Here is a 20,341-nt window from a genome sequence, read left to right on the forward strand (position 1 = left end):
GGCGGTGCCACTCACTTCACCAAGGCATCAAAGGCCGGCGCCATCGCTTCAGCCCACGCGGCATAGCCGGCCGATGACAGATGTAGTTCATCTTGCGCGAACAGTGACGTCACGACGCGTCCGGGCGCGACCGAGAACGTGTCGGTTAGATCGAGATACGTCACGGCATCGCCTGCGATCGCGGGCAGGTCGCGCTGGATCATCGCGTTGATTTTTTCGATGCGATTGCAAAAGTATTCGTTCTGGCGCGGCAAGATGCCCAGCAGCAGCACTTTCGCGTCTGGCAACTTGGCGCAAATCGCTTTCACACATTCCAGAACGCCCGCGGCGATGTCCTCGTCGTTCCCGCCGTTGGGTGGGCCATAGAGGTTGTTGGTGCCGATCATCAAAACGACCAGCTTCGGCTTCAATTCGTCCAACTCGCCGTTTGCAATGCGCCACAGCACCTGCCGTGTGCTGTCACCGCCAATTCCGTAGTTGACGGATTTCACGGGCGCGAACCGGGCATCCCAGATGTCCTTGCCCTCGCTGCCCCAACCTTGGGTAATCGAATCGCCGAGGAACACGACCCCCACGTCCCCCTGCTTCGTGCGTGCAAGGAACTCATTGTGCCGGCTTTGCCATGCGGTAGGATGCTGCTCCCAAAAGCCCCACGCCGGCTCGGTGGGCTTGCCGGCGGTGGGACTGGTGAAGAGCGGATTGCTAGGGTCCATCTTTGCCGGCTCAGGCGCGGCGTTGAGGGCGACGGGAACGTTGGCTGCGGTGATCGACACGTCGTCAAGCCACGCGGAGCCAGTTCCCTCGGCCAACAGCACGACGCCGAACGACGCCGTCTTCGCCGGCAGTGTGATCTGCTTGGATGCCTCCGCCCAATCGTTCGTTCCCTGCGCGTACTTCACTTGTACGAACTCGATCGGCGTCCCGGTGGCCGCCATGGGTTGGATCGCAAAATTCACCTTCACGTCGCCGGTGGTCTTCACGCGGCCATGAATCGTGAATGTGGTGCCGGGGTCGGCGGTGATGCGCTGCGATGCCTGACCCTGCTTGCCATTCACATCCACGCGCAGCGCGCCTGGCTTGTCGCCCCCCTCGGTGGCGTCGCGCGAGACCTTGGCATCGCCCCAGTGATCGACCCAGCCCACTGGTTGATCGCTACCTTGGTCGAACGACGCGTTCAACAACACCAGCGGTTCAGAAGCGCTCCTGATCGGCGCGGGTGCTGTCGGCGTCAGTTTTACGTCGTCCAGCCACGCCCGACCATCGCCTTCAATCATCAACAACACGTTGGACCGCGCGGCCCACTCGGGCAGTTCGATGCTGGTGGAGAACTCGCTCCAATCGGTTTCGTCCTGCACGTACTTCGCCTGGCGAAACTCGTTCTTCGTCCAGCCCTCGTCGAACGACTGCACGGCCACGTTCACCCGCGCGTTGCCCTCGCTCTTCACGAAGCCGCTGAGCCTGAACGACTTGCCCTCCAACCCTTCGATCTGTTGAAAAGCCTGGCCCGAGCCACCCGCCTTCGACGGATCGATGCGCAGCGATGCAGGCGCCGATCTAAACACGTCGGTGTCGCGCGCTGCGACCACGTCGCCCCACGAGCCGGACCAACCGACAGGCACAACGCTGCCGTCGTTCATGTTGCCGTTGGCCAACACGCTGCCCTCCATCGCGGGATGGGGCGGCGCGACGGCCAAGCGATCATCCTCGGTCGACTTGTACGATCGCGTGCCGGCCGGCACAAACGCCTTGTTCCACGTCGCAATGAAGAACCCGCGCCCGAACGTACCCACCACCAGGCGCCCCGGCGTGTGCGGGTCGAATGCGATCGCCTGCCCTCGCAACATGGGCAACTGATCGTTGGCCGGCGCCCAGGTCTTGCCCGCGTCGGCGCTCAGCCATACGCCAGTGGCGCCGGTGTGGTCGTGGTACGGATCGTCGTTAGTGATCAACGCCAGTCGATTTGGGTCGAACGGGTCGGCATTCACCTCAAACGCGAAGTGTTCATCCAGCAGCCGCGTCCACATCCTACCCGCTGCGTCGTATCGCCAGACGCCGGGTCTTCCATCGCGCCACTGGCATGCATACACGTTGCCGACCGAGTCGCAGTTGATGCGTCCACGCCCGGCTGGCTTGGGGCCGCCGATGTTGGTAAAGGTTCTCCCGTCGCTCGTCACATACACGCCATTCTTCGCCGACACGTAGAAGCGCCCTGCCTCTGTGGGGTCGGCCGCGATCCAGACGCTGCCAGCGGGCGCACCATCGATGGGCGTCCATCGCTCGCCAGCGTCGGTGGACCCAAGCAGCTTGCCGCCGACCGTGACCCACACGCGCATGGCGTCGTCCGGGTGCGCGTAGATGCCGTTGCTTTCGGGCCGCTTGCCGAAGCCGGCATCAGGCAGGCCGCGGGTCGCGCCGCTCAGCACGGTCCAGTTCGCGCCACCGTCGCTGCTGCGCAGAATACCGTTGAAGTCACCATGCTGGCCGGTCGTCACGTAGATGCGGCCATCTTTGGTGAACGCGGCGTCGGTGCCGCCAAGCCAGGGGTTTGGCTCACTGGTGCTGTAACGCCAGCTCTTGAGGTCGTCGTCGCTGATCCACGCACGGGCGGCGTCCATCGCTTGAATGATGCTCTGCCCCTTCACGTACGGGTTGAACACGACGTTCGTCGCACACCACCCGGTAAACCCGCGGCCGCGCCAGTGGTCTTTCTTTGATTCGTCTGGGCGGAACGCGGTGATGTCAGTCCAGGATTTTCCGCCATCCGTCGTGCGCAGCAGGTACTCGGTGCCGAAGCCGTAGGCGACCAGCGGGTCCTTCGGGTCGGCTTCCATGTTGCTCAGCGCGGCGCCGGCGAACGTCGCGGTGATGATGGGGGCGGCATCCAACAGGGACCGGCGGGTCGGGTCGGATTCGTCCTGTCCGATGTTCTGCTTCGTGCCGACCGGCGTCCAAGTGGCGCCGCCGTTGGTGGTGCGGTAGAGCACACCGGTGTTCCAGCGGGCGTCGCTGGTCCAGATGACGTTCGAATCGATGGGCGATACTGCCAGCGCATTGTAGTGCGCCGTAAAGTGATAGCCGTCGCTACGATCTTGCGGCAGGTTGCCACTGATGCTGGTCCATGAGCGTCCGCCGTCCGTGCTCTTGAAGATGCCACCAGGCAGGTGCTGTGCTTCGCCTGATGGCTTCGCCGCGCCAAGCGAAACCCATAACGTGTCCGGATCGGTCGGATGGGTCGCCAGCCGTGCCACGTTCGTGTGCGGCAGGCCGGCATTGTGCTTTGCCCAGGTCTTCCCACCATCTTCCGACAGGTAGAAGCCCTGCCCATTGCCCAATGCCGCAAGCCGAGTGCTGGAGCCCGCAAGGAAGGAACCGGCGACGAGGTTCACGCCGCCCTTGATCGCTTCCGGCGTCGATCCGTCGTTCGTCACCGTGGCGATGTGCCGCCAGGTGTCGCCAGCGTCGGTGCTCTCCCAGACTCCGCCGAACGAGTCCGACTGCGCCCACCGGCGGCTCGAGCCCCCGATGGCGATCAGTCGGCGAACGTTGTTCGGATCGAACAGCACGCGCTCGACGGCGGCGCTGTAAGTGCCACCACTGATCGGCGGGAAGCCGCTGCGCTGCTCGGTCCAGTTCAGCCCCCCATCCACGCTCTTGTACGGCCCGCTCATCGTGCCGGCCCAGACGACGTTCGGGTCCGTCGGGTGGAACGTGACGTCCGCCATCTCGTAACTCTTAAACCCGAAGGTCGACTGCCACGTTTCGCCCGCATTGGTCGAGAGCGCCATCGACAGCATGTCCCCGCCCGACAGGATGCGCCGCGAATCGTGCGGGCTGACCCGCAGCGACACCGTCGCCCCGCCGTTGCCCGGCTCGTACAACGGCGCCCACCGCGGCGCATCGGCGGCGAGCGCGGAACGGGTGATGAAGGTGAGCATGACGGAGAGGACCAGTCGCGTGATGAGGGTGCGCATGTTGGGTCGGATCCTTGGAAGCGGGATCAAAAGTGCTTGGTGTGCAAGAGACGGATTACTCGCCCATGTCGTCATACGCCGAACGAGCGGAGAACACGGGTGTACGGCCCCCCCCTGCCATAACCTGTTTGCGGTCATGACTGATGTCCCACACCGCCGGTCGTCCTTTCACCCCGTCGGGTTGGCAGCCCGCCGTACCATGCGCTCACAGAAGCGACCGCCGCCGCCGCCGCCCGAGCGCCGCCAGCGCCACCGCCACGGCACTGATCGCCGCGCCGGTGGGCTCGGGTACGGCAGCTTGGACGGTCACATCATCGACGTAAAACGTCTGCGCTTTGGTGATGCCCGGAAAGCCCGAGTTGTCGAAAAAGAACTCGAAGAACGTCCCCCCACCGGCAGCGTATGCGTCGAGCGCGCCCTTGAACGCGGTGTTCGCCGAGTAATCGTACGAGAAGTTCACCGTGCCGGCGGTCGCCGGCACCGCGACCGCTGCCAGGCCGACGTAGCCAAAGTTGTTGGCGTTCGAGTTGGCGACGAGCCGAAAGTTGAATGCCTGCGGCACGGCGGTGTCGGCGTCGAAGCGGGACAGCGTCAGGTCGATGCTCGTCCCGTTCAGCAGCGCCTCGATCGTCGCCCCGGTCCGACCGAGGCCGCTCGACTTGGCGAACTGCGTGAACGTGCCGCTCGTGCTGAACGCCGACTCGATCCGAAGTTCCAGGTCGTCACTGGCATCGGCCGAGTCGGCGACGGTGACGATCGATCCCCCAGCCGCCGAGAACGTGAGGTTCGCCGTGCCGTCAAAGTCGTTCACCACGAACGCCCCACGGGCCGCGCCGGCCAATCCGATCGCCAACGACGCAAAAGCCATGATTCCCAATCGACCATTCACCATGAAATCCTCCTAAGAGTGAGACGTGAAACGCGCCGCCCGCACGACGATGCGGTAGGCCAAAATCTCGTAACCGAGCGATTGAACGCGTCTGGACGCTCACGAGGCCGTCAAGGCAAAAAACGCGACGTTCGGCTAAATCTGACGCCGGGTGCCCCGGGTTGCGCCCGACTTGGGCGTCTCCGACCTTGGGTTCCCCAACGTTTTATGGTTCAGTGTTTCGTGCTAGAACCCGTTGCGGCTCGCATCCGGCGTTGCCGGTCCTTACTGCGGGACCAGGAGGTTCATGCCGAGCAGTTCACGCCCTTCACCGCTTCGGCGGTCGAGCCGTCCTTCGTCACCATGGTGGGTCGACAGACCACAGACGACTGAGGTGCGGGTGAGCATCTGGTGGCTCACCCGCACCTCGGTCGGGAACCCATTACTGCGCGACCCATACGTTCCCATGCTTCAGCTCGCCGCCATCGATGACGGTGCCGACGTTGTTCCGCTTCAGTTGAAGTGGCGCGACGTGGCCGTCGACGAAGACGAAGTTTGCGGTCGAGTTCTTCTTGTGACGGAAGCGTACGTTCGCGCGACCGCCGTAGTTGCCCCAGCCCGTGACGTCTAGGTTGGCATCGCCTAGCGAGCCGAATACGGCAGGGTTACCCTGGTCAGCCATGTTCCCACTATCCAATACCAGCCCCTGCCAATAGACGCGATTGCTGTCGAGGGCTTCGGGCTCCCAAACTGCATTTCCGAACGGCACTTCGCCCCACCCGGTATCAAACAGGATTTGCCCCGCGTCGAACGCAAGCACGACCTCAGAGGCGCGCTTGGCCCTAGCCACCCGGTAATGGGCATACGGGCGGGTGTAACCTGTCGCCGGATCGAGTCGGTTCGCTTCGAGGTTAGGCACCATGCGCGGGTGGGCCGCGTAGTGCGTGAACCCACCCTCTTGAGCCCGGGGACAGTGAAGCGCGCCGCCGACGTTTTCCTTCAGCGGCAGTCCGGCTTCGTCGCGCAGGGCTTCCCACCACATCAGATTTTCGCCTGTCGTTGGATAGTAGACGCGAGCACCGGGCAGGAATCCCTTGTTTCCGTTGGCGTACAACGACATAGCCAAACCAACCTGGCGCAGGTTCGACTGGCACTGTAGGTCAAGCGCAGCCTCACGTGCCTTGTTCAGGCTCGGCAGCAGGATGCTGATCAGCAGCGCGATGATGCCGATCACCACGAGCAGTTCAACCAACGTGAAGGCCCGTGCGGGCGAGTGTGACTTCCTAGTCATGACAAACCTCCAAAAACAGAACCCGTTCGATATGTGTTCCGCAGCGGCGGTCGGCCGAACGGCCGGACTTGCCTGGGCGGTTTCAATGGCACGTGAGACGCGCTGACCACCCTCTCAGTCCTTCAAACTTGCCACGGCTACGCGCCGCGGGGCTGACGTGGTGGTCGATGCACCAGCAGCTCGATGGGCGTGAACGCCTTCGTTCGAATGCCGGCCGTGCATGGTTCCGACCGAGTGGGTCAAGCGGCGCCACGAGCGTTGCCCCGTTGCGCCGGCAATAGCGTTCCCTTACGCCCGGCGCCGCCGCATCAGCAGTGGCGCCCCGACGGCCGCCGCGAGCAGGCCGGTCGGCTCCGGCACGGCGACGGCGGTGTAGTTGATGACGGGGCGAAACGCCTCATTAACGGCATTGGCGCTGTAATTTGAAATGCGGTCGAACTCACCCCCGGCCGGGTTATCCGGGTTGATGCGCAGGAACACGTAGTTGCCGATGCCGGTCCCCGCGGCGTACTGCGCGTTCAGGTACGCCAACAGGGCGGTGTCGCCACTCAAGCTGGTCGTCTTGGTCACGTTGGTTGCGAACCGGTTCGTGTTGCTCGCGTTGATGAAGTTGTCCTGGATCGGCGTGGCGTCGGTCGCGTCGATGCCGCCCAGGAAGAAATCGGTGTTCGACACGCTCGCCGACGGACGGGCGCCGAGCCCGTACAGATCGTGCGAGATGCCGCCGTTGAACCCGTCGATGCTGTTGGCGGCAGCGATCGTCATCGTGAAGCTGGCCGACGTGAACGGCGCGGGAATCGCGCCCAGGTTCGGCAATTGGAAGACGTAGACCGAGTTGTTGATGTTGCTGAACGTCCGCCCGGAGTCGATGGTTCCCGCGCCGTCGGCCGCGACGGTGCCACCACCGTCGGTCGGGGGGGTTGGGCTCGCGACGCTTACCTGCGTGTCTGCCGTGTTACCGGCGATCACCGCGGCGTGGGAGATCCCGGCCAAGCTTGCCACGGTTGCGACGACGGCCCCAAACAGGAAATGCGGACGCTGCATAAACGCTCCTCCTCAATCTTGCCCTTCGACGTGAAGACCGGCATTCACCGCCGTCGCACCAAGTGCGACGTACGACCTCACCGGCCTTGTATCACCCGTTCGCTATTCATCGACTCAAGCGATGTGCGATCTCACCGTGCCACCCACCTGTAGACCGCAGGGCAGGTAAGCCTCGCCCGCCACCGGCCGATCCTCGGCCGCCAGCCTCGCCATGTGCGCCAGTTGGCGGCCCATGGCTCGCAGCGGCAGTTGCACGGTCGTCACCGGCAGGCCCGACAACCACTCGGTGCCGGGCAGGCGTTGTTCGAAGCTGACCACGCTCACGTCCTCCGGCACGCGCAGCTCGCCGGCGCGCACCAGTTGGTCGACGCAGAACATCGGCACGAAGCTCGTCGGCACCAGCGCCGTCGGTCGGGCGCGCCTCAGGTACTGCCGTAGGGCGGCGATCGCATCGTTGGCGGTCGCCGGCGTGGTGGCGGCGGGCATCCAGTGGACGAGCGACTCGTCCACCTCCAGCCCTGCGGCCCGCATCGCGTCGAAGTAGGCCTCGTGGCGGTCGAACGTCCAGCGCTCCACCTGCCGTTGCACGACCAGCCCGATGCGCCTGTGACCGTGTTCGACCAGGTGCCGCACCGCCAGCGTCATGCCGTGCCGGTTGTCCTCGCAGACCGCGGGCAACCCGAGCGACACGTGCGGCGTGCCGGCGAGCAGGCACTTCACGCCCAGCTTCTGCGCGTCGCGGATCACGAACGCCTGCTTCGGCTCGGCCGACAGGCAGGCCAGCACGTCGGGCGGGCTTTGCGACAGGCGGCGCGACAGCGCGTCGACGTCGCGGTCGCGGTTGCCCAGCAGTTCGACGCGCACGCCATGCTGTTCGGCCGCCTCATCCATGCCTTCCAGCACCGGCGGGGTGTACCAGTCGTGCGCCAAGTCGCCGATGGCGAAGATCAGCACCGCCAGACGGACCAGCTGCCGTTCACCCCCGCGATCTTCGCGTCCCGCGGTGGTCGCGTCCCGAAGTACGTCGGCATACGCAGCGCGCGGCCCGACGAACGTGCCGTCACCAATCCGACGATCGATCCAACCATCCCGCGACAACTCATCCAGAGCCCGGCGAACGGTCGAACGACTCAGCTTGGACCGTTCGACAACTTCCGCATCCGTCAAGAACCGGCTACCCACCGGCGGCTGCGCCGTGCGAATGTATGCCGCAATCCGATCCCGCAGCACCTTCGCCGCATTGCGATTAGGAAACTCAAGTCCAAGATCGGGAATGGCTAACATTGTGAACCCTGTATCAGATAGACCCTTGGTGCCTTCTCCCCCTCAAATATGCCTCTCTGGGAGCTAGAAGCAAACTGAAAGATCAACAGCGACGAGAAAATTGGCCTAAATGTATTATACATTTGGCGCAACATGTGAAATCATATCTGTCGATCTAGAGCCGTAGCCCCGAACGACGACGGTTTTGCCACCGATTCGCCGATCTCAGCCCGGGAAAGCGCCGATCAAACGTCTGCTTTTGAGAGAACCGGCCAAGAACGGCTAGAAGATCCGATATCGCGTCTGCCGCAGCGGGCGAACATGTAGACGAAGAGATGTGGTCCAGCGACGTTCGCCAGGATGCTACCAGAACACGGATCGGCGCACCGAATGACCAAAAAGAAAAGGCCCGCTTCCAAATGGAAACGGGCCTTGACAAGTAGCGGGGGGAGGATTCGAACCTCCGACCTCCGGGTTATGAGCCCGACGAGCTACCAGGCTGCTCTACCCCGCGATTGAGATTCGGATCATAGGTTTGGCGTTGGGCGTGTCAAGGGGCGGCGATGGCGAATTGTGGAGAAGGCATCCAAAGGGTTTTCATTTCGGATGCGTAGCGGGATCGATTATGATCCCGCTATGCATCGGGCCGCCTTCGACCGCGTATTACTAATTGGGGATACCGACCGCCACGTGCAGGCGGCGGTGCGGGATGCGCTACCGATGAGTCAGGTGGTCAACGTGGCCAACGTGTTCGACGGGATCGCCGAGCTTGCCACCGGGGAATTCTCGACCGTGTTGGCGGCGGCGGAGCCGATCGAGCGGCGGCCGGAGGCGGCGGTGCGGACGCTGCGCGATCTCACCGGCGCCGGTCGGCTCGTGTTGTTTGGGCATCCCACGCTTGAGCCGCTCAGCCGGAAGATGCTGGAGTTCGGCGTCGATGATTATCTCGTGACGCCGGCGCAGACGAACGAGTTGAAGCAGATGTTCGTCAGCGCGCCGATGCGCATCGCGCCCAACGAGCCATTGTCCAACGGCAACGGCGTCGCGGACGAGTCGGACGAAGTCGAATCGCATCGCGCACCTCACGTTAAAGTTTCACCGTTCGCGGCCGTGCCGTTGACCGATGCCGTGCTCGACGCGCTCGTACAATTTCCGCACGACCCCGTCGCCGGCGCGGTTCGGCAGATCGCGGTGTCGCTGCCGGAGCCGGCGACGCTGAAGCTGTTCAAAGCGGACCAGACGCTGCCGGAACCCGTCGAGGGCATGACGTCTCACGGGCACCCGGTTCGGCTCGGCGGCGCGGTTCACTCGCAGCTTCAGTTGAACGTGTCGGAAAACGTGCCCGACGACGAGGCCCGGCACTTCCTCTCGCAGGTCGCGCATCAACTCGGCAAGCTCGCGACGCTGCAGGAGCGCCACGCGCAACTTCAGAAGCTGGCGATCACCGACGAGCTCACCGGCGTCTACAACGGCCGCTACTTCCGCCATTTTCTGTCGAAGATCCTCGACAAGGCCAAGGCGATGCGCTTCCCCGTCACGCTGTTGCTCTTCGATATCGACAACTTCAAGAAGTACAACGACCAGTTCGGCCACTCGGTGGGCGACGAGATCTTGAAGCAGACGTCGGCCCTCATGAAGCGCTGCGTGCGCGAGCACGACTGCGTGGCCCGCATCAGTGGCGACGAGTTCGCGGTCGTCTTCTGGGAAAAGGAAGGCCCGCGCACACCGCTGCCCAGTGGCGTCGCCGGTAGCGGTGGCATGCCGGGCCGGCCACCGCAGACGCCGTTGCAGGTCTTCCAGCGCTTCCGCGCGTTGCTGAATCGGCAAGAATTCAACGGTCTGGGCGCCAAGGGCCAAGGTGTGCTGACGATCAGCGGCGGGCTGGCGGTTTACCCATACGATGCGCAGACCGCCGAGGAACTGTACGACGCCGCCGACAAGGCCCTCATGTTCGGCAGCAAGAAGGCGGGCAAGAACACGATCTTCCTCGTCGGCAGCGACGAGCCCCCGCGCCTGCCTCCACTGTCGGTGGAGGAACTGTAAGTGCAGGCCGCCATGAATCGCACGCGCGTGAAGATCTGTGGCGTCCGCCGGTCGGTCGACGCGATCGCCGCCGCACGCGCGGGCGCCGATGCGGTCGGTCTGGTGCTGCACCCCGCTGCTAAGCGCAACGTCGAGATCAGAACCGCCCGCGACATCCTCGCGGTGCTGCCACCATTCGTCACGCCGGTCGGCTTGTTCGTCGATGCGACGATCCCGCACATCCTGAAGACCACGCACGACCTTGGCCTGCGGCATGTGCAGTTGAACGGCCAGGAGTCGCCAGAGTTCGTCGCGAACCTGCCCGGCCTGCGCGTCGTGAAAGCCATCCGCGTGAACCGTGACACGTTCACCGCCACGCTAGACCTTTGGCGCCGATCGGTCGCACAGATGGACATGCGTCACCTGACCGGCCTCGTGCTGGAACCCGACAACACCGGCCACGCCGGTGGCAGTGGTGTTGCGAACGACTGGGCGGCGGTCGTCGACGCCGCCACCCGCGGCGCGTTCGAAGGCCTGCCCCCGATCATCGCGGCCGGTGGCTTGTCGCCCGACAACGTCGCCGATGTCGTGAGGGCCGTTCGACCGTACGCCGTCGATGTCAGCAGTGGTGTCGAGGACGGAGTGATCGGTGAGAAGTCCGCCGCGAAGATCGCCGCGTTCGTCGCCGCCGTCGCGCTGGCGGAACGGGGTTGATCGACGGGCATTCTCCGCTTCTTCTGTAGGACCGGCATTCCTGCCTGTCTCTCCCCCCGTATTCCTTCATCTGGCTTCTGTGGCACAGACATTCTCGCCTGTGTCTCTTCTGTCTTTCTCTTTTCCTGTTGGGACGGACATTCTTCTCTGTCTCTCCATGAGCGACTGTTGCGCCCTCATCGAAGGAGAAGAGACGCGAAGTCGCGAAGCCACGAAGAAGTCGCGAAGACGACACTGCGACCTCACGCGGCGGCGGCGGTTTGGGCAAGGCAAAACGCGAATCCCTGCACCATTATGCACCATTGTGCAACATCGGGTGATGGTCGAGGAGCCCCCGACAGCAATCACGTCGGCTATTCGGTTGTCAAAGAGCACGTTATCCATCTCTCCGCACGCGCTGCGCGATTGAGGCAGTTGATGCGCAACGCTCTCTCTTTTTTCCTTCGCGTCCTCCTTCGCGCCTTCGCGTCTCTTCCTGTGCCCTATCGCGGCTCCGCCGCGCGGCACATAAGAATGTCCGCCCCACTGGAAGACAGAAGACGAAAGACAGGAAGAGACACAGGCAAGAATGCCTGTGCCACAGAAGAGAGGATACGGGGGGAGAGAAAGGCCGGGGGGAGAAGACAGGCAGGAATGCCTGTCCTACAGAAGATCGAGCACGCCTCAACCGGCGGCTCTACTGCTTCTTTCCCATCGATTCGAACAGCGGGTTCGTGATCGCCAGCTTCACCGTTGGCATGGCCGGCGACTCAACATCGTCCACCGCCCCGCCGAACTCCGAGGCGTCCGCGGCGTCATCGTCGGGCGGCGCGACGTCGGGGCGGTACAGGCGGCCGCTGAAGGCCTTCATGTACTCGGTCCAGTTGCCGTCGGCGTTGGCGCTCGCCTCGCCGCGCGTGGCGCCGAGCGACATCATCAGCTTCGCGTCGAGATTCTCGATCGTGTGCACCGCGATGGCCTCCGGCGTGCTGGGCGTGCGGGCGGCGCCGTGTTCGGGCAAACCGTGGTGGCTCAGCACGATGTGCTGCATCACGTCGATCAGGCACTGCGGGATTTCCTCGCCCAGCGCGATCGCGGCCGCCTCGGCCTTCTGTTCGATCCACATCGCGCCTTTGACGACGTGGCCGACCAGTTGGCCGCAGTCGGTGTAACCGAAGGCCGTCTCGTACTTCAGTTCCCACGTCTTGGCCAGGTCGTGCACGAAGACGCCCGCCACCACCACGTCGCGGTTCAGGCCGGGATAGAACCGGCAGATGGCGTCGGCCACCTCGACGGCGTTCAGCGTGTGCTCGAGCAGCCCACCCAGGAACGCGTGGTGGAACGTCTGCGCCGCAGGCGCTTTCTGGAACTCGTTCATCAGCTTCGTGTCGGCGAAGTAGGCCTCCATCAGCGCCCGCAAATGGCGGTTGCGCACGCCCAGCACCAGCCCCTTCAGCTTGGCGAACATCTCGGGGATGTCCCTGGTCGTCATGGGCATCAGATCGCCCATGTCGAACGAGCCCTCCTTGGCCGGCCACACCGCCTCGATGATCACCTGCGTGTTGCCCTGATAATTCTCCACCCGGCAGCGGGCCTTCAGGAACCCATTATCCGGCAGCGCGTTGAACAACTCGCGCGACGCGTTCCACATGCGGGCCGTCACCTGCTGCGACTTGTCGGAGATAAACCCCTTGATGTAATGCTTCCCGTTCGACCCCGCTGCGAACTGCTTGTTGGCAAGCACGAAGACGTCTTCCAAGATATCGCCGGGCTGGGCATCGCGAAGGTAACGTTGTCGCATGGCCCCGTTCTACGGCAACGACGGGATGGGGGCAAGAAGGGGCGGAGTAACGGATCAGCCTTCAATGGCCGGCCGGCCAGGCGCCGAGCCGCGTTGGACTCACAAAGACCGCTCCGCCCGGCCGGTCCGTTGCCGTGCGTGGTTAGAGGGCACCGCCGGACGGCCGCACCTTCAGCTTCGCGAACCACTCGACGTCATCGGCGGCAGCGTCGGCTTGCCCGCGGACATACTCGTGTGCGTCCGTCAGCCCAGACCGCACCGCCTCGATGCTCTCCGGCCGGTTTAACGTCTCGAAGCGCCGCGCGAGATGGCCCAATGAGACGATCGCGTTGCCTCGGACGTTGAAGTGCGGGTGACGAGCAAGGCGAAGGCAAAAGTCCTCAAACCACGCGAGATCTTCGGAATGGGGGCCGACGCTGATCGCGACAAGGAGCAGTTCCCCCGGATCGTTTCGTTCGAGCGCGGCCTCGGCATCCGGGACTTCAACCGGTTCGATAACCTGATAGATGCGTCGCTCTGAGCCATATAATCGACCGACGTTGAATGCCCTGTCCGGCTCCGACCACGCTTCGAACGACGCGGACCGTGACGTTCGGGGCCGGGCCCGCGGCGGGCGATCGGCGCGCCGGACGTGCAGCCGAGCGCGCCCGCGACGGAAAAATTGAGCATGCTCTATTTCGGACGCTCCGTTAGCCCGCGCAGCTTCAGGTTGCTGAAGCTGCCACGCTTGTTCGGGAGCGGCGGGAACAGTTCGAGTATGAGGCGACCGATCTGTGGCTCGGGCAGCGGGCGTCCGTCGACCATGCGCTTGCCGTTGATCGTCAGCCAGATCTGGCCATCCCACACCTCGGCCAGCACCTCGCAGCCGTCCGGTTTCGGGTCGAACTGCTCGGGCAATCGCTCGGTGCCGAACAAGAGCTGCCGGGTCGTCATGGCGACGACGATCGCGCCTTGCATCGCGAGCGGATCGTCGTTGAAGCGGAACGCGAACGACGGGAACTCGCCGGCGACCGTCATGGTGACGGCGAACCGATTGGAGGCGAGCGGCGCGTTCATGACGATCCCCGGTCCACGCACGCCGCGCATCTGCGGGGGCGGGCCCTGGTACTCGCCCGTCAGCTTCCCATCCGCCACGGTCCAGACGCCGATCTGCGGACGCCAGCCAGTGAGGTGCGAATCGGGCATCAGGTCGATCCATTCACCCGTAGCCATGCGGCTGGGCCGTTCGTAGTTCATCAGACGACCGTGCACGAATCGCTTCGCCGGGTCGTCGGCCTTCGCCGCGCCCATGCGGTCGGCCACCTGGCGAAGCGCCTCGACGCCGTTCGCCCGGCGCGTGGCGTCCAGCAGGTCCTGTTCGATCGCGACCATCTCCTTGCCGTGCGGGCCGGTCATCGCCAGCGTCTTACCGACGGCCTCGTCGATCGACAGGTCGAACTTCCGCAGCGCCAGGTCAACCGGCGCGCCACCGGTGCGATCGAGCGCATCGCGAGCGTCGTCGTAACGCTTCACCTTCAGCGCGAACGCCAGGTCGTACGAGTCGTGGTACTTCACGAACTCGGGGAACTTCACCGCACGGCCAAGGCGAACGAGGATGGGCTTCGTGAAGTCGTAGATGGCGGGCGTCAGCACGAACGCGCGGCCGCCGTCGGCCATGATCGCCTCGAGCGTCTCCTGATACTGGAACGGCAGGTCGGTGTCGTACCGGTCCCCCTCCACGCACTCGCGCGCCAAGGCCATCATGAGCGGGTAGTTGCCCCCCCAGCGTGGCAGGATCGCGTTGCGGTAGGCGAGGAAGGCGGGCTTGTAGTCGAGCTGCGCCTCGATCGCGTCTTCGAAGCACTGGCGCACGTCAAGGTTCAACCGATCGCCCGCCCCCATCGCGACGGGAATCAGGCTCGCGGCGGCCTCGGGGCGCTGCGGTGCGATGGCGTGCGCGCGCTGGAGGTGGTCGCGCGCGATCGTCAGTTCCTCGAAGAACGTCTCCCACGCGTCGTCGTTCACGTCGCGTGCCCACCCGCCACCGCGCGCCAGCCAGGCCCGATCGATCGCGGCCCGGCCGGCGATGACGTTGCTGATCCACGGGTCGGCCTGCGGATCGGCGAGCATCGCCCCCACGGCCTGCTCGCGAAAGACGTTGACCTGCCTGGCCGGTGGCCACAGCGCCGATGACCAAAGCTCGACGATCAGGCGCGGGCCGGCAGGGTCGGTGGGATCCACCGATCGGCCGATCTCGGCGACATGTTTACGGAAGAAGGCGTCCGCCCGGGCCACCGCCTCGGCGTGATCGTCCTGGACGCGCATGGCCATCAGGCGCGCCATCGCACGCAACCGCCGAAACATGGGGTATTCGCTGTCGGCGAACCCGTCGCACGCGGCGACGAGATGCGCGATCGCCTCTTCCTTGCCCGCCTCTTCCAGCAACGACGCGTAGCAGTATAGGACGAGCGGGTCGGTGCACTTTAATCCGATCAGGTCCGCCCCCATCTGCAGAAGTTCCGGCAGCGCGCGCTCGTTGGGGACCCGGCTGACGACCGAAACGCCGGAATTCGAGAAGCGAATCGCCACCGCATCCAGGAACGTTTTCGCCTGTTCATCCCAAGCCGGGTTCCGCACGCCGGCCTTCGCGTAGACGGCGGACATGGTCTTCTGGTTAAACGCGAGAAGGTCGCGCCGAAAGGCGGCTTCGGTGCGCGCGCCGGGGTCCTTCACCCCTGGCAGCTCCGCGCTCGCGCGCGGTAACCCGGACCACGAGCAGAACAAAAGTGACATCGCTACGAACAGGCGGACGAAGTGCATCGGTTACCCCTTCAACGTGATGATGTAACAGCCCGTAAGATAACATCGCAGCGCCAACGAGAAAGCCTGTGGACAGTTGTCCACAGGCTTCCGGAAGGCTTCTGAATTCGGCGCGATGCGTTACTTGGCGCGGTTGAAGCGGTCTTCGGCCGTCTTCCAGTTCACCACGTTCCAGAACGCGGCGGCGTAGTCGGGGCGCTTGTTCTGGTACTTCAGGTAATAGGCGTGTTCCCACACGTCCAGGCCGATGATCGGGAAGGCGCCTTCCATCAGGGGGCTGTCCTGATTGGCGGTGCTGGTGACCTCGACCTTGTCGCCCTTCTTCACCAGCCATGCCCAGCCGGAGCCGAAGCGCGTCTTGGCGGCGGTCTCGAACTTTTCCTTAAAGGCGGCGAAGCCACCGAACGTGCTGTCGATGGCGGCCTTCAGGTTGCCGACGGGCGCGCCGCCGAAGGACTTATCGCCCTTCTCACCGGGGCCGAGGATTTCCCAGAAGAGCGCGTGGTTGTGCGCGCCACCGCCATGGTTGCGGACGATCGTCTTCACGTCGTCGGGGGCCATGGCGCAGTTATTGGCGAGCACCTCGTGCAGCGGCTTGCCATCGAGCTGCGGGGCCCTGGCGAGCATGCCGTTGTAGGTGTCGACGTAGGTCTTGTAGTGCTTGCCGTGGTGGATCTCCATCGTCGTCTTGTCGATGTGGGGTTCCAACGCGTCGGGCGAGTAAGGCAGCGGCTTGAAATCGATCGGCATGGCGGGTCTCCTTCGGGGTCCTGTGTAGGTCTCTTACGCGCCGAAGGATAGGACGATTGATGAGGGCGGTCAACGGTGTAACGTAGGGGCGGGCCTCCGTGCCCGCCCTGCTTTGATTGCACCGGACCAGCAGAAGGGCGGGCACGGAGGCCCGCCCCTACGCGACGCCCGAATGCATCCGCGGGCCCGTCGATTGGCGGGCGATGATGGCGGCTTCGGCGTCAAGCATTTCGTCCCAGCGCTTGGCGACCTGCGGCGCGGGCAGGATCTGCTCGGCGAGCTGGATGAAGGTGAGGTAGTGGCCGTGCTCGCTGGCCCACAGGCCGCTGTACATCTTCTTGAATTCCTTGTCCGTACACGCGCCGGCGAGGATGTTGAACCGCTCGCACGAGCGGGCCTCGATGAGGGCAGAGATCATCAACCGATCGACCAGTTCTTCCGATCCCTTGCCGCGGCGGACGAGCCTGTGAAGGTCGGCGGCGTACGGGTTGGCGTGTTGCTTGGTGAGCCGGCCGCCCCGCCGGGCGAGCAGGCGCGAGACGAACGCGAGGTGTTCGACCTCGTCGCGCGAGACGGCCGTCATGGCGGCGACCCAGTTCTCGGGCGGGTTGGGCTCGGGCCAGCGCGTCAGCAGCTCCAACGCGTTCGTCGCGGCCTTCTTTTCCAGATGCGCATGGTCGTTCAGCAGTTCCAACGGCTGTTCCAACACGGCGGCGGCCCACGGTTCGGGCGTGAGGTAACGCAAAGGCAGGTCGGCTTCGGGCATGACTTAAGATGTACGCCTCTCAGGCGCATTTCGCAACCCGGGAGCCGCCGCACCGTCCTGCCATCGGAATTACCCTGTTGACCCGCCCCACCGACACGACAATAGAATGCGCACGATGAAACAGACCACTCTCGGCAAGACCGGACTCTCCGTCACCCCCCTTGGATTTGGATCGGCGCCCGTGGGCTACGTCGGCGCCGGCGACGACAGCGATGCCAGGCTGTTGAACGCGGTGCTGGACAGTGGCATCAACCTGATCGACACCGCTGCGTCGTACAAAGGAGCCGAGAAGCTGATCGGCAGCGCGATCGGGCACCGGCGTGGCGAGTACGTGCTGGTGAGCAAGTGCGGGCAGAAGATCCCCGAGGCCGGCGACGCCAAGGAATGGTCGGCGGCGGTCATTACCGCGACGGTCGACCGGGCGCTGAAGCGCCTGCAGACCGACTCGCTTGACGTCATGCTCCTGCACAGCTGCGACCTGGAGACGCTGCAGAAAGGCGAGGCGCTGGGCGCGCTCGTGAAGGCGCGCGAGGCGGGCAAGATCAAGTTCGCCGGCTACAGCGGCGACAACGAGGCCGCCGCCTACGCCGCGGGACTGCCGGACGTGGCCGTGATCGAGACCAGCATCAACATGGCCGACCAGGTGAACATCCACAAGGTGCTGCCCCTCGCCCGGCAGAACAACGTCGGCATTCTCGCCAAGCGCCCGATCGCCAACGCCGCCTGGCGACAACCCACCGAACAGAAGGGTTTCTACGGCGACTACGCGCAGGTCTACCACGATCGATTGAAGCAGATGAAATTGAAGCCCGAAGAGCTCGGCTTCCCCGCCGACGGCTGGTCGGAACTGGCGCTGCGATTCACGCTGAGCCAGCCCGGCACGCACGTCGCGATCATCGGCACGACGAACCCGAACAACCTGCAATCAAACGTCGCAGCGGTGACGAAGGGGCCACTGCCCGCCGAAACCATCGAGAAAATCCGGGCCGCGTTTGTGGCGGCCAATCCGGACGGATCGTGGACGGGACAGACGTAAGCACAACTCGCGAATGATGTTCAAATATCGCTTCCCTCTGATGTGTAGGCGGCTGTGCTGCGCCGTCAGAATTTGTCAAAACTTTAGTGTGCAGTTTGACCTCCGACGGGCGATACTGGACGGACGTCCAATATCAAACCGCATGATCATCACGGAGGAACACAATGGCTCGCAAGGAAAAGAAGGAATCGAAGAAGCGTCACACTGCCGTCCCCGCCAAGCCGAAGGCCGCCGCCAAGGCAACGAAGCCGAAGACGACCGCCGAGGCCGTTACGCCCGAGGCCGTTGAGGCGGCTCAGGTTGAAACGATCGCACAACCTGCTGCGACGGCAGAAATGTCGATCGACCGCGAGGCGATGATGGCCCATATCGGCAACCTGCACCGCGCCGACGCCGACATCGCCCGCGAGGCCGCGGTTTCGCTGGCGGACTATCGCGACGCCGAGGCGGTCGACGCGCTGATGGCGGTCGTCGCCAACAGCGACGGTTACTACCACGGCGTCGTCCGCTCCGCCGCCGCCGCCAGCCTGGCGAAGCTGGGCGACGTGCGGGCCGTCGACGCCCTGTTGTCGGCCGTCCGCGACCCCATGGCCGAGGCGAGCGCCGAAGCCGTTCGCGCTCTGGCCGAGTTGGGCGACCCGCGAGCGATCGAGCCGCTGGTGAACGTCATCCGCAACGTCGAAGGTTACTTCCTGCCGGTCGTGCGCCTGGCCGCGGTGCATGCCCTGGCGAAGTTTAAGACGCCCGAGGCCACCGCCGAGCTGGCGAACGTGGCGTCTGACGAGTTCGAGGACACCGTCATCCGCAACGCAGCCGCCAACGCTGCATAAGTGGTGGATTGCGCGATGAGGCCACCCCGTTGAGGCGACGCTTGTGTCGCCCGTTTACCCTCCCACGTTCATGGTGGGACACGGGCGACCCAATGAAACGCCAATGACGGGCCGCGCGGCGACGCGCGGCCCGTTGCCATTGCTGACCCCGTCACGGAGAATTTCTCCCGCTCCCGGAACAAGCTGGAATGTTGGTCCGTAGTGAGTTAAAAGAACGGACGGGCAGACGCGATCGGCCGGGGCGTATTGGGCAGGATGCCCTTCCCGCTGATCTCCAATCCTGATCAATTCGATTTCCAACGCTGGGAGCCATGGATGGCGACGAAGACCCTGTTACTGTTGACCGGCGCAATCGCGATGTCCGGCTGTTCGACCGGGCCGAAGACAGTCGGATCGCTGCCCTCCCCCTCGTTCGCGGCGCCGATCGTCCTGGCTCCCGAACCGGCCCCCCGGTCGGCCCCCGCCGCCCCCGTCGTCGTGCGTCCACCCACCGCCACCCCGAGCAAGCGCGTTCCCACAGCAATTTCGGGTGGCCCACGTGATTGGGCCCCACCGGTACCGGCGCGGGCATGGAAGTATGTGGTCGTCCACCACAGCGCCACCGCCGGCGGTGGCGCCGCTGCGTTCGACCGCATGCACAAGGCCAAGGGTTGGGACGGCCTGGGCTACGACTTCGTGATCGGCAACGGCACCGACACCGCCGATGGGCAGGTCGAGGTCGGCTTCCGCTGGAAGCAGCAGATCACCGGCGCTCACGCGCGGACGCCAGACAACCGCTACAACGAGTACGGCATCGGCATCTGCCTCGTCGGCAACTTCGACGTCGACCGCCCCACCGCCGCCCAGATGCAGTCGCTGTCGAAGCTGGTGGCTTATCTGACGCGCACGTACCGCATTACGCCCGACAACGTCATCGGCCACCGCGACACGAAGTCGACGGAGTGCCCCGGCAAGTTCATGAACGTCGAGATCGTCCGCCGATCCGTCGGCCAGAACGTTGCCACCGACCGCAACACCACCGGAAAACCCGACAACTACGCCACCGCCACCGAACTGCTGACCCCGCTGGCCAAGCCGTAGTCTTTCAGAAGTCTTTCGACAGGGCCCGTACCGAGCTTTGCGATGGTGCGCGCCTCTTGTCCTGCCGCGCAACTTGGCTATACTGCCCTTCAGTCGCGTCACAACGCGACTCAGCCGGCAGCAAAGT

15 protein-coding genes and 1 tRNA gene are annotated in these 20,341 nt (G+C 64.6%); 6 read left to right on the top strand and 10 right to left on the bottom strand.

Annotation, left to right across the window (positions count from 1 at the left end; translation table 11 throughout):
* Window positions 1-11 precede the first annotated feature (11 nt).
* The 6 genes from VGN72_07440 to VGN72_07465 form a co-directional block, all read right to left on the bottom strand.
* Complete coding sequence (locus VGN72_07440) at window positions 12-3,971, bottom strand: GDSL-type esterase/lipase family protein (protein HEV7299183.1); 3,960 nt, start codon at window positions 3,969-3,971, stop codon at window positions 12-14.
* 205 nt (window positions 3,972-4,176) lie between these two features.
* The gene (locus tag VGN72_07445) at window positions 4,177-4,839 is read right to left on the bottom strand and encodes a hypothetical protein (protein ID HEV7299184.1); all 663 of its coding nucleotides are present in this window, start codon (window positions 4,837-4,839) and stop codon (window positions 4,177-4,179) included.
* 442 nt (window positions 4,840-5,281) lie between these two features.
* Entirely contained in the window at window positions 5,282-6,130 is an 849-nt protein-coding gene (locus VGN72_07450; GenBank protein ID HEV7299185.1) for a DUF1559 domain-containing protein, read from the bottom strand.
* A gap of 288 nt (window positions 6,131-6,418) precedes the next feature.
* On the bottom strand, window positions 6,419-7,174 hold the full coding sequence (locus VGN72_07455) for a hypothetical protein (protein HEV7299186.1): 756 nt from the start codon (window positions 7,172-7,174) through the stop codon (window positions 6,419-6,421).
* 114 nt (window positions 7,175-7,288) lie between these two features.
* Window positions 7,289-8,458 (bottom strand): substrate-binding domain-containing protein, encoded by a 1,170-nt coding sequence (locus tag VGN72_07460; protein HEV7299187.1) that lies wholly within the window; start codon window positions 8,456-8,458, stop codon window positions 7,289-7,291.
* Window positions 8,459-8,877: 419 nt separating this feature from the next.
* A tRNA-Met gene (locus tag VGN72_07465) sits at window positions 8,878-8,951 on the bottom strand.
* A gap of 122 nt (window positions 8,952-9,073) precedes the next feature.
* Between VGN72_07465 and VGN72_07470 the strand changes: the two genes are divergently transcribed.
* Both VGN72_07470 and VGN72_07475 read left to right on the top strand, forming a co-directional pair.
* A complete protein-coding gene (locus tag VGN72_07470) occupies window positions 9,074-10,480 on the top strand; it encodes a GGDEF domain-containing protein (protein ID HEV7299188.1) in 1,407 nt (468 codons plus the stop codon).
* 12 nt (window positions 10,481-10,492) lie between these two features.
* Window positions 10,493-11,173, top strand: coding sequence for a phosphoribosylanthranilate isomerase (locus VGN72_07475; GenBank protein HEV7299189.1), 681 nt, complete (start codon window positions 10,493-10,495; stop codon window positions 11,171-11,173).
* Between the two features lie 676 nt (window positions 11,174-11,849).
* Here the strand turns inward: VGN72_07475 and VGN72_07480 are convergent.
* The gene (locus VGN72_07480) at window positions 11,850-12,953 is read right to left on the bottom strand and encodes an HD domain-containing protein (protein ID HEV7299190.1); all 1,104 of its coding nucleotides are present in this window, start codon (window positions 12,951-12,953) and stop codon (window positions 11,850-11,852) included.
* A gap of 352 nt (window positions 12,954-13,305) precedes the next feature.
* Here VGN72_07480 and VGN72_07485 point away from each other — a divergent pair, with 352 nt between their 5' ends.
* Window positions 13,306-13,473 (top strand): hypothetical protein, encoded by a 168-nt coding sequence (locus VGN72_07485; GenBank protein ID HEV7299191.1) that lies wholly within the window; start codon window positions 13,306-13,308, stop codon window positions 13,471-13,473.
* 152 nt (window positions 13,474-13,625) lie between these two features.
* On the opposite strand, the gene VGN72_07490 is transcribed toward VGN72_07485, so the two are convergent.
* From VGN72_07490 to VGN72_07500, 3 genes are all read right to left on the bottom strand, one after another.
* Window positions 13,626-15,752, bottom strand: a complete 2,127-nt coding sequence (locus VGN72_07490; protein HEV7299192.1) for a hypothetical protein — start codon at window positions 15,750-15,752, stop codon at window positions 13,626-13,628.
* A gap of 120 nt (window positions 15,753-15,872) precedes the next feature.
* Window positions 15,873-16,502 carry a superoxide dismutase gene (locus tag VGN72_07495; protein HEV7299193.1) on the bottom strand — a complete coding sequence of 210 codons (630 nt, stop codon included), beginning with the start codon at window positions 16,500-16,502 and terminating at the stop codon, window positions 15,873-15,875.
* A 157-nt stretch (window positions 16,503-16,659) separates the two neighbouring features.
* Window positions 16,660-17,268 (bottom strand): tRNA-(ms[2]io[6]A)-hydroxylase, encoded by a 609-nt coding sequence (locus VGN72_07500; GenBank protein ID HEV7299194.1) that lies wholly within the window; start codon window positions 17,266-17,268, stop codon window positions 16,660-16,662.
* Window positions 17,269-17,383: 115 nt separating this feature from the next.
* Here VGN72_07500 and VGN72_07505 point away from each other — a divergent pair, with 115 nt between their 5' ends.
* The 3 genes from VGN72_07505 to VGN72_07515 all read left to right on the top strand — a co-directional run bounded on the left by VGN72_07505 (window position 17,384) and on the right by VGN72_07515 (window position 20,214).
* Window positions 17,384-18,304 (top strand): aldo/keto reductase, encoded by a 921-nt coding sequence (locus VGN72_07505; protein HEV7299195.1) that lies wholly within the window; start codon window positions 17,384-17,386, stop codon window positions 18,302-18,304.
* A gap of 164 nt (window positions 18,305-18,468) precedes the next feature.
* On the top strand, window positions 18,469-19,134 hold the full coding sequence (locus VGN72_07510) for a HEAT repeat domain-containing protein (GenBank protein ID HEV7299196.1): 666 nt from the start codon (window positions 18,469-18,471) through the stop codon (window positions 19,132-19,134).
* A gap of 315 nt (window positions 19,135-19,449) precedes the next feature.
* Entirely contained in the window at window positions 19,450-20,214 is a 765-nt protein-coding gene (locus VGN72_07515) for a peptidoglycan recognition family protein (GenBank protein HEV7299197.1), read from the top strand.
* Window positions 20,215-20,341 lie beyond the last annotated feature (127 nt).

It is taken from the genome of Tepidisphaeraceae bacterium (assembly GCA_035998445.1).
In the GTDB taxonomy this organism is placed as follows: Bacteria; Planctomycetota; Phycisphaerae; order Tepidisphaerales; family Tepidisphaeraceae; genus DASYHQ01.

What these genes read in the sequence shown, in the direction of transcription:
- VGN72_07475 (HEV7299189.1), top strand. Translation starts at nt 10,493, where the DNA reads ATGAATCGCACGCGCGTGAAGATCTGTGGCGTCCGCCGGTCGGTCGAC.
- VGN72_07445 (HEV7299184.1), bottom strand. Translation starts at nt 4,839, where the DNA reads ATGGCTTTTGCGTCGTTGGCGATCGGATTGGCCGGCGCGGCCCGTGGG.
- VGN72_07500 (HEV7299194.1), bottom strand. Translation starts at nt 17,268, where the DNA reads ATGCCCGAAGCCGACCTGCCTTTGCGTTACCTCACGCCCGAACCGTGG.
- VGN72_07440 (HEV7299183.1), bottom strand. Translation starts at nt 3,971, where the DNA reads ATGCGCACCCTCATCACGCGACTGGTCCTCTCCGTCATGCTCACCTTC.
- VGN72_07460 (HEV7299187.1), bottom strand. Translation starts at nt 8,458, where the DNA reads ATGTTAGCCATTCCCGATCTTGGACTTGAGTTTCCTAATCGCAATGCG.
- VGN72_07495 (HEV7299193.1), bottom strand. Translation starts at nt 16,502, where the DNA reads ATGCCGATCGATTTCAAGCCGCTGCCTTACTCGCCCGACGCGTTGGAA.
- VGN72_07450 (HEV7299185.1), bottom strand. Translation starts at nt 6,130, where the DNA reads ATGACTAGGAAGTCACACTCGCCCGCACGGGCCTTCACGTTGGTTGAA.
- VGN72_07505 (HEV7299195.1), top strand. Translation starts at nt 17,384, where the DNA reads ATGAAACAGACCACTCTCGGCAAGACCGGACTCTCCGTCACCCCCCTT.
- VGN72_07515 (HEV7299197.1), top strand. Translation starts at nt 19,450, where the DNA reads ATGGCGACGAAGACCCTGTTACTGTTGACCGGCGCAATCGCGATGTCC.
- VGN72_07510 (HEV7299196.1), top strand. Translation starts at nt 18,469, where the DNA reads ATGGCTCGCAAGGAAAAGAAGGAATCGAAGAAGCGTCACACTGCCGTC.
- VGN72_07455 (HEV7299186.1), bottom strand. Translation starts at nt 7,174, where the DNA reads ATGCAGCGTCCGCATTTCCTGTTTGGGGCCGTCGTCGCAACCGTGGCA.
- VGN72_07470 (HEV7299188.1), top strand. Translation starts at nt 9,074, where the DNA reads ATGCATCGGGCCGCCTTCGACCGCGTATTACTAATTGGGGATACCGAC.
- VGN72_07490 (HEV7299192.1), bottom strand. Translation starts at nt 15,752, where the DNA reads ATGCACTTCGTCCGCCTGTTCGTAGCGATGTCACTTTTGTTCTGCTCG.
- VGN72_07480 (HEV7299190.1), bottom strand. Translation starts at nt 12,953, where the DNA reads ATGCGACAACGTTACCTTCGCGATGCCCAGCCCGGCGATATCTTGGAA.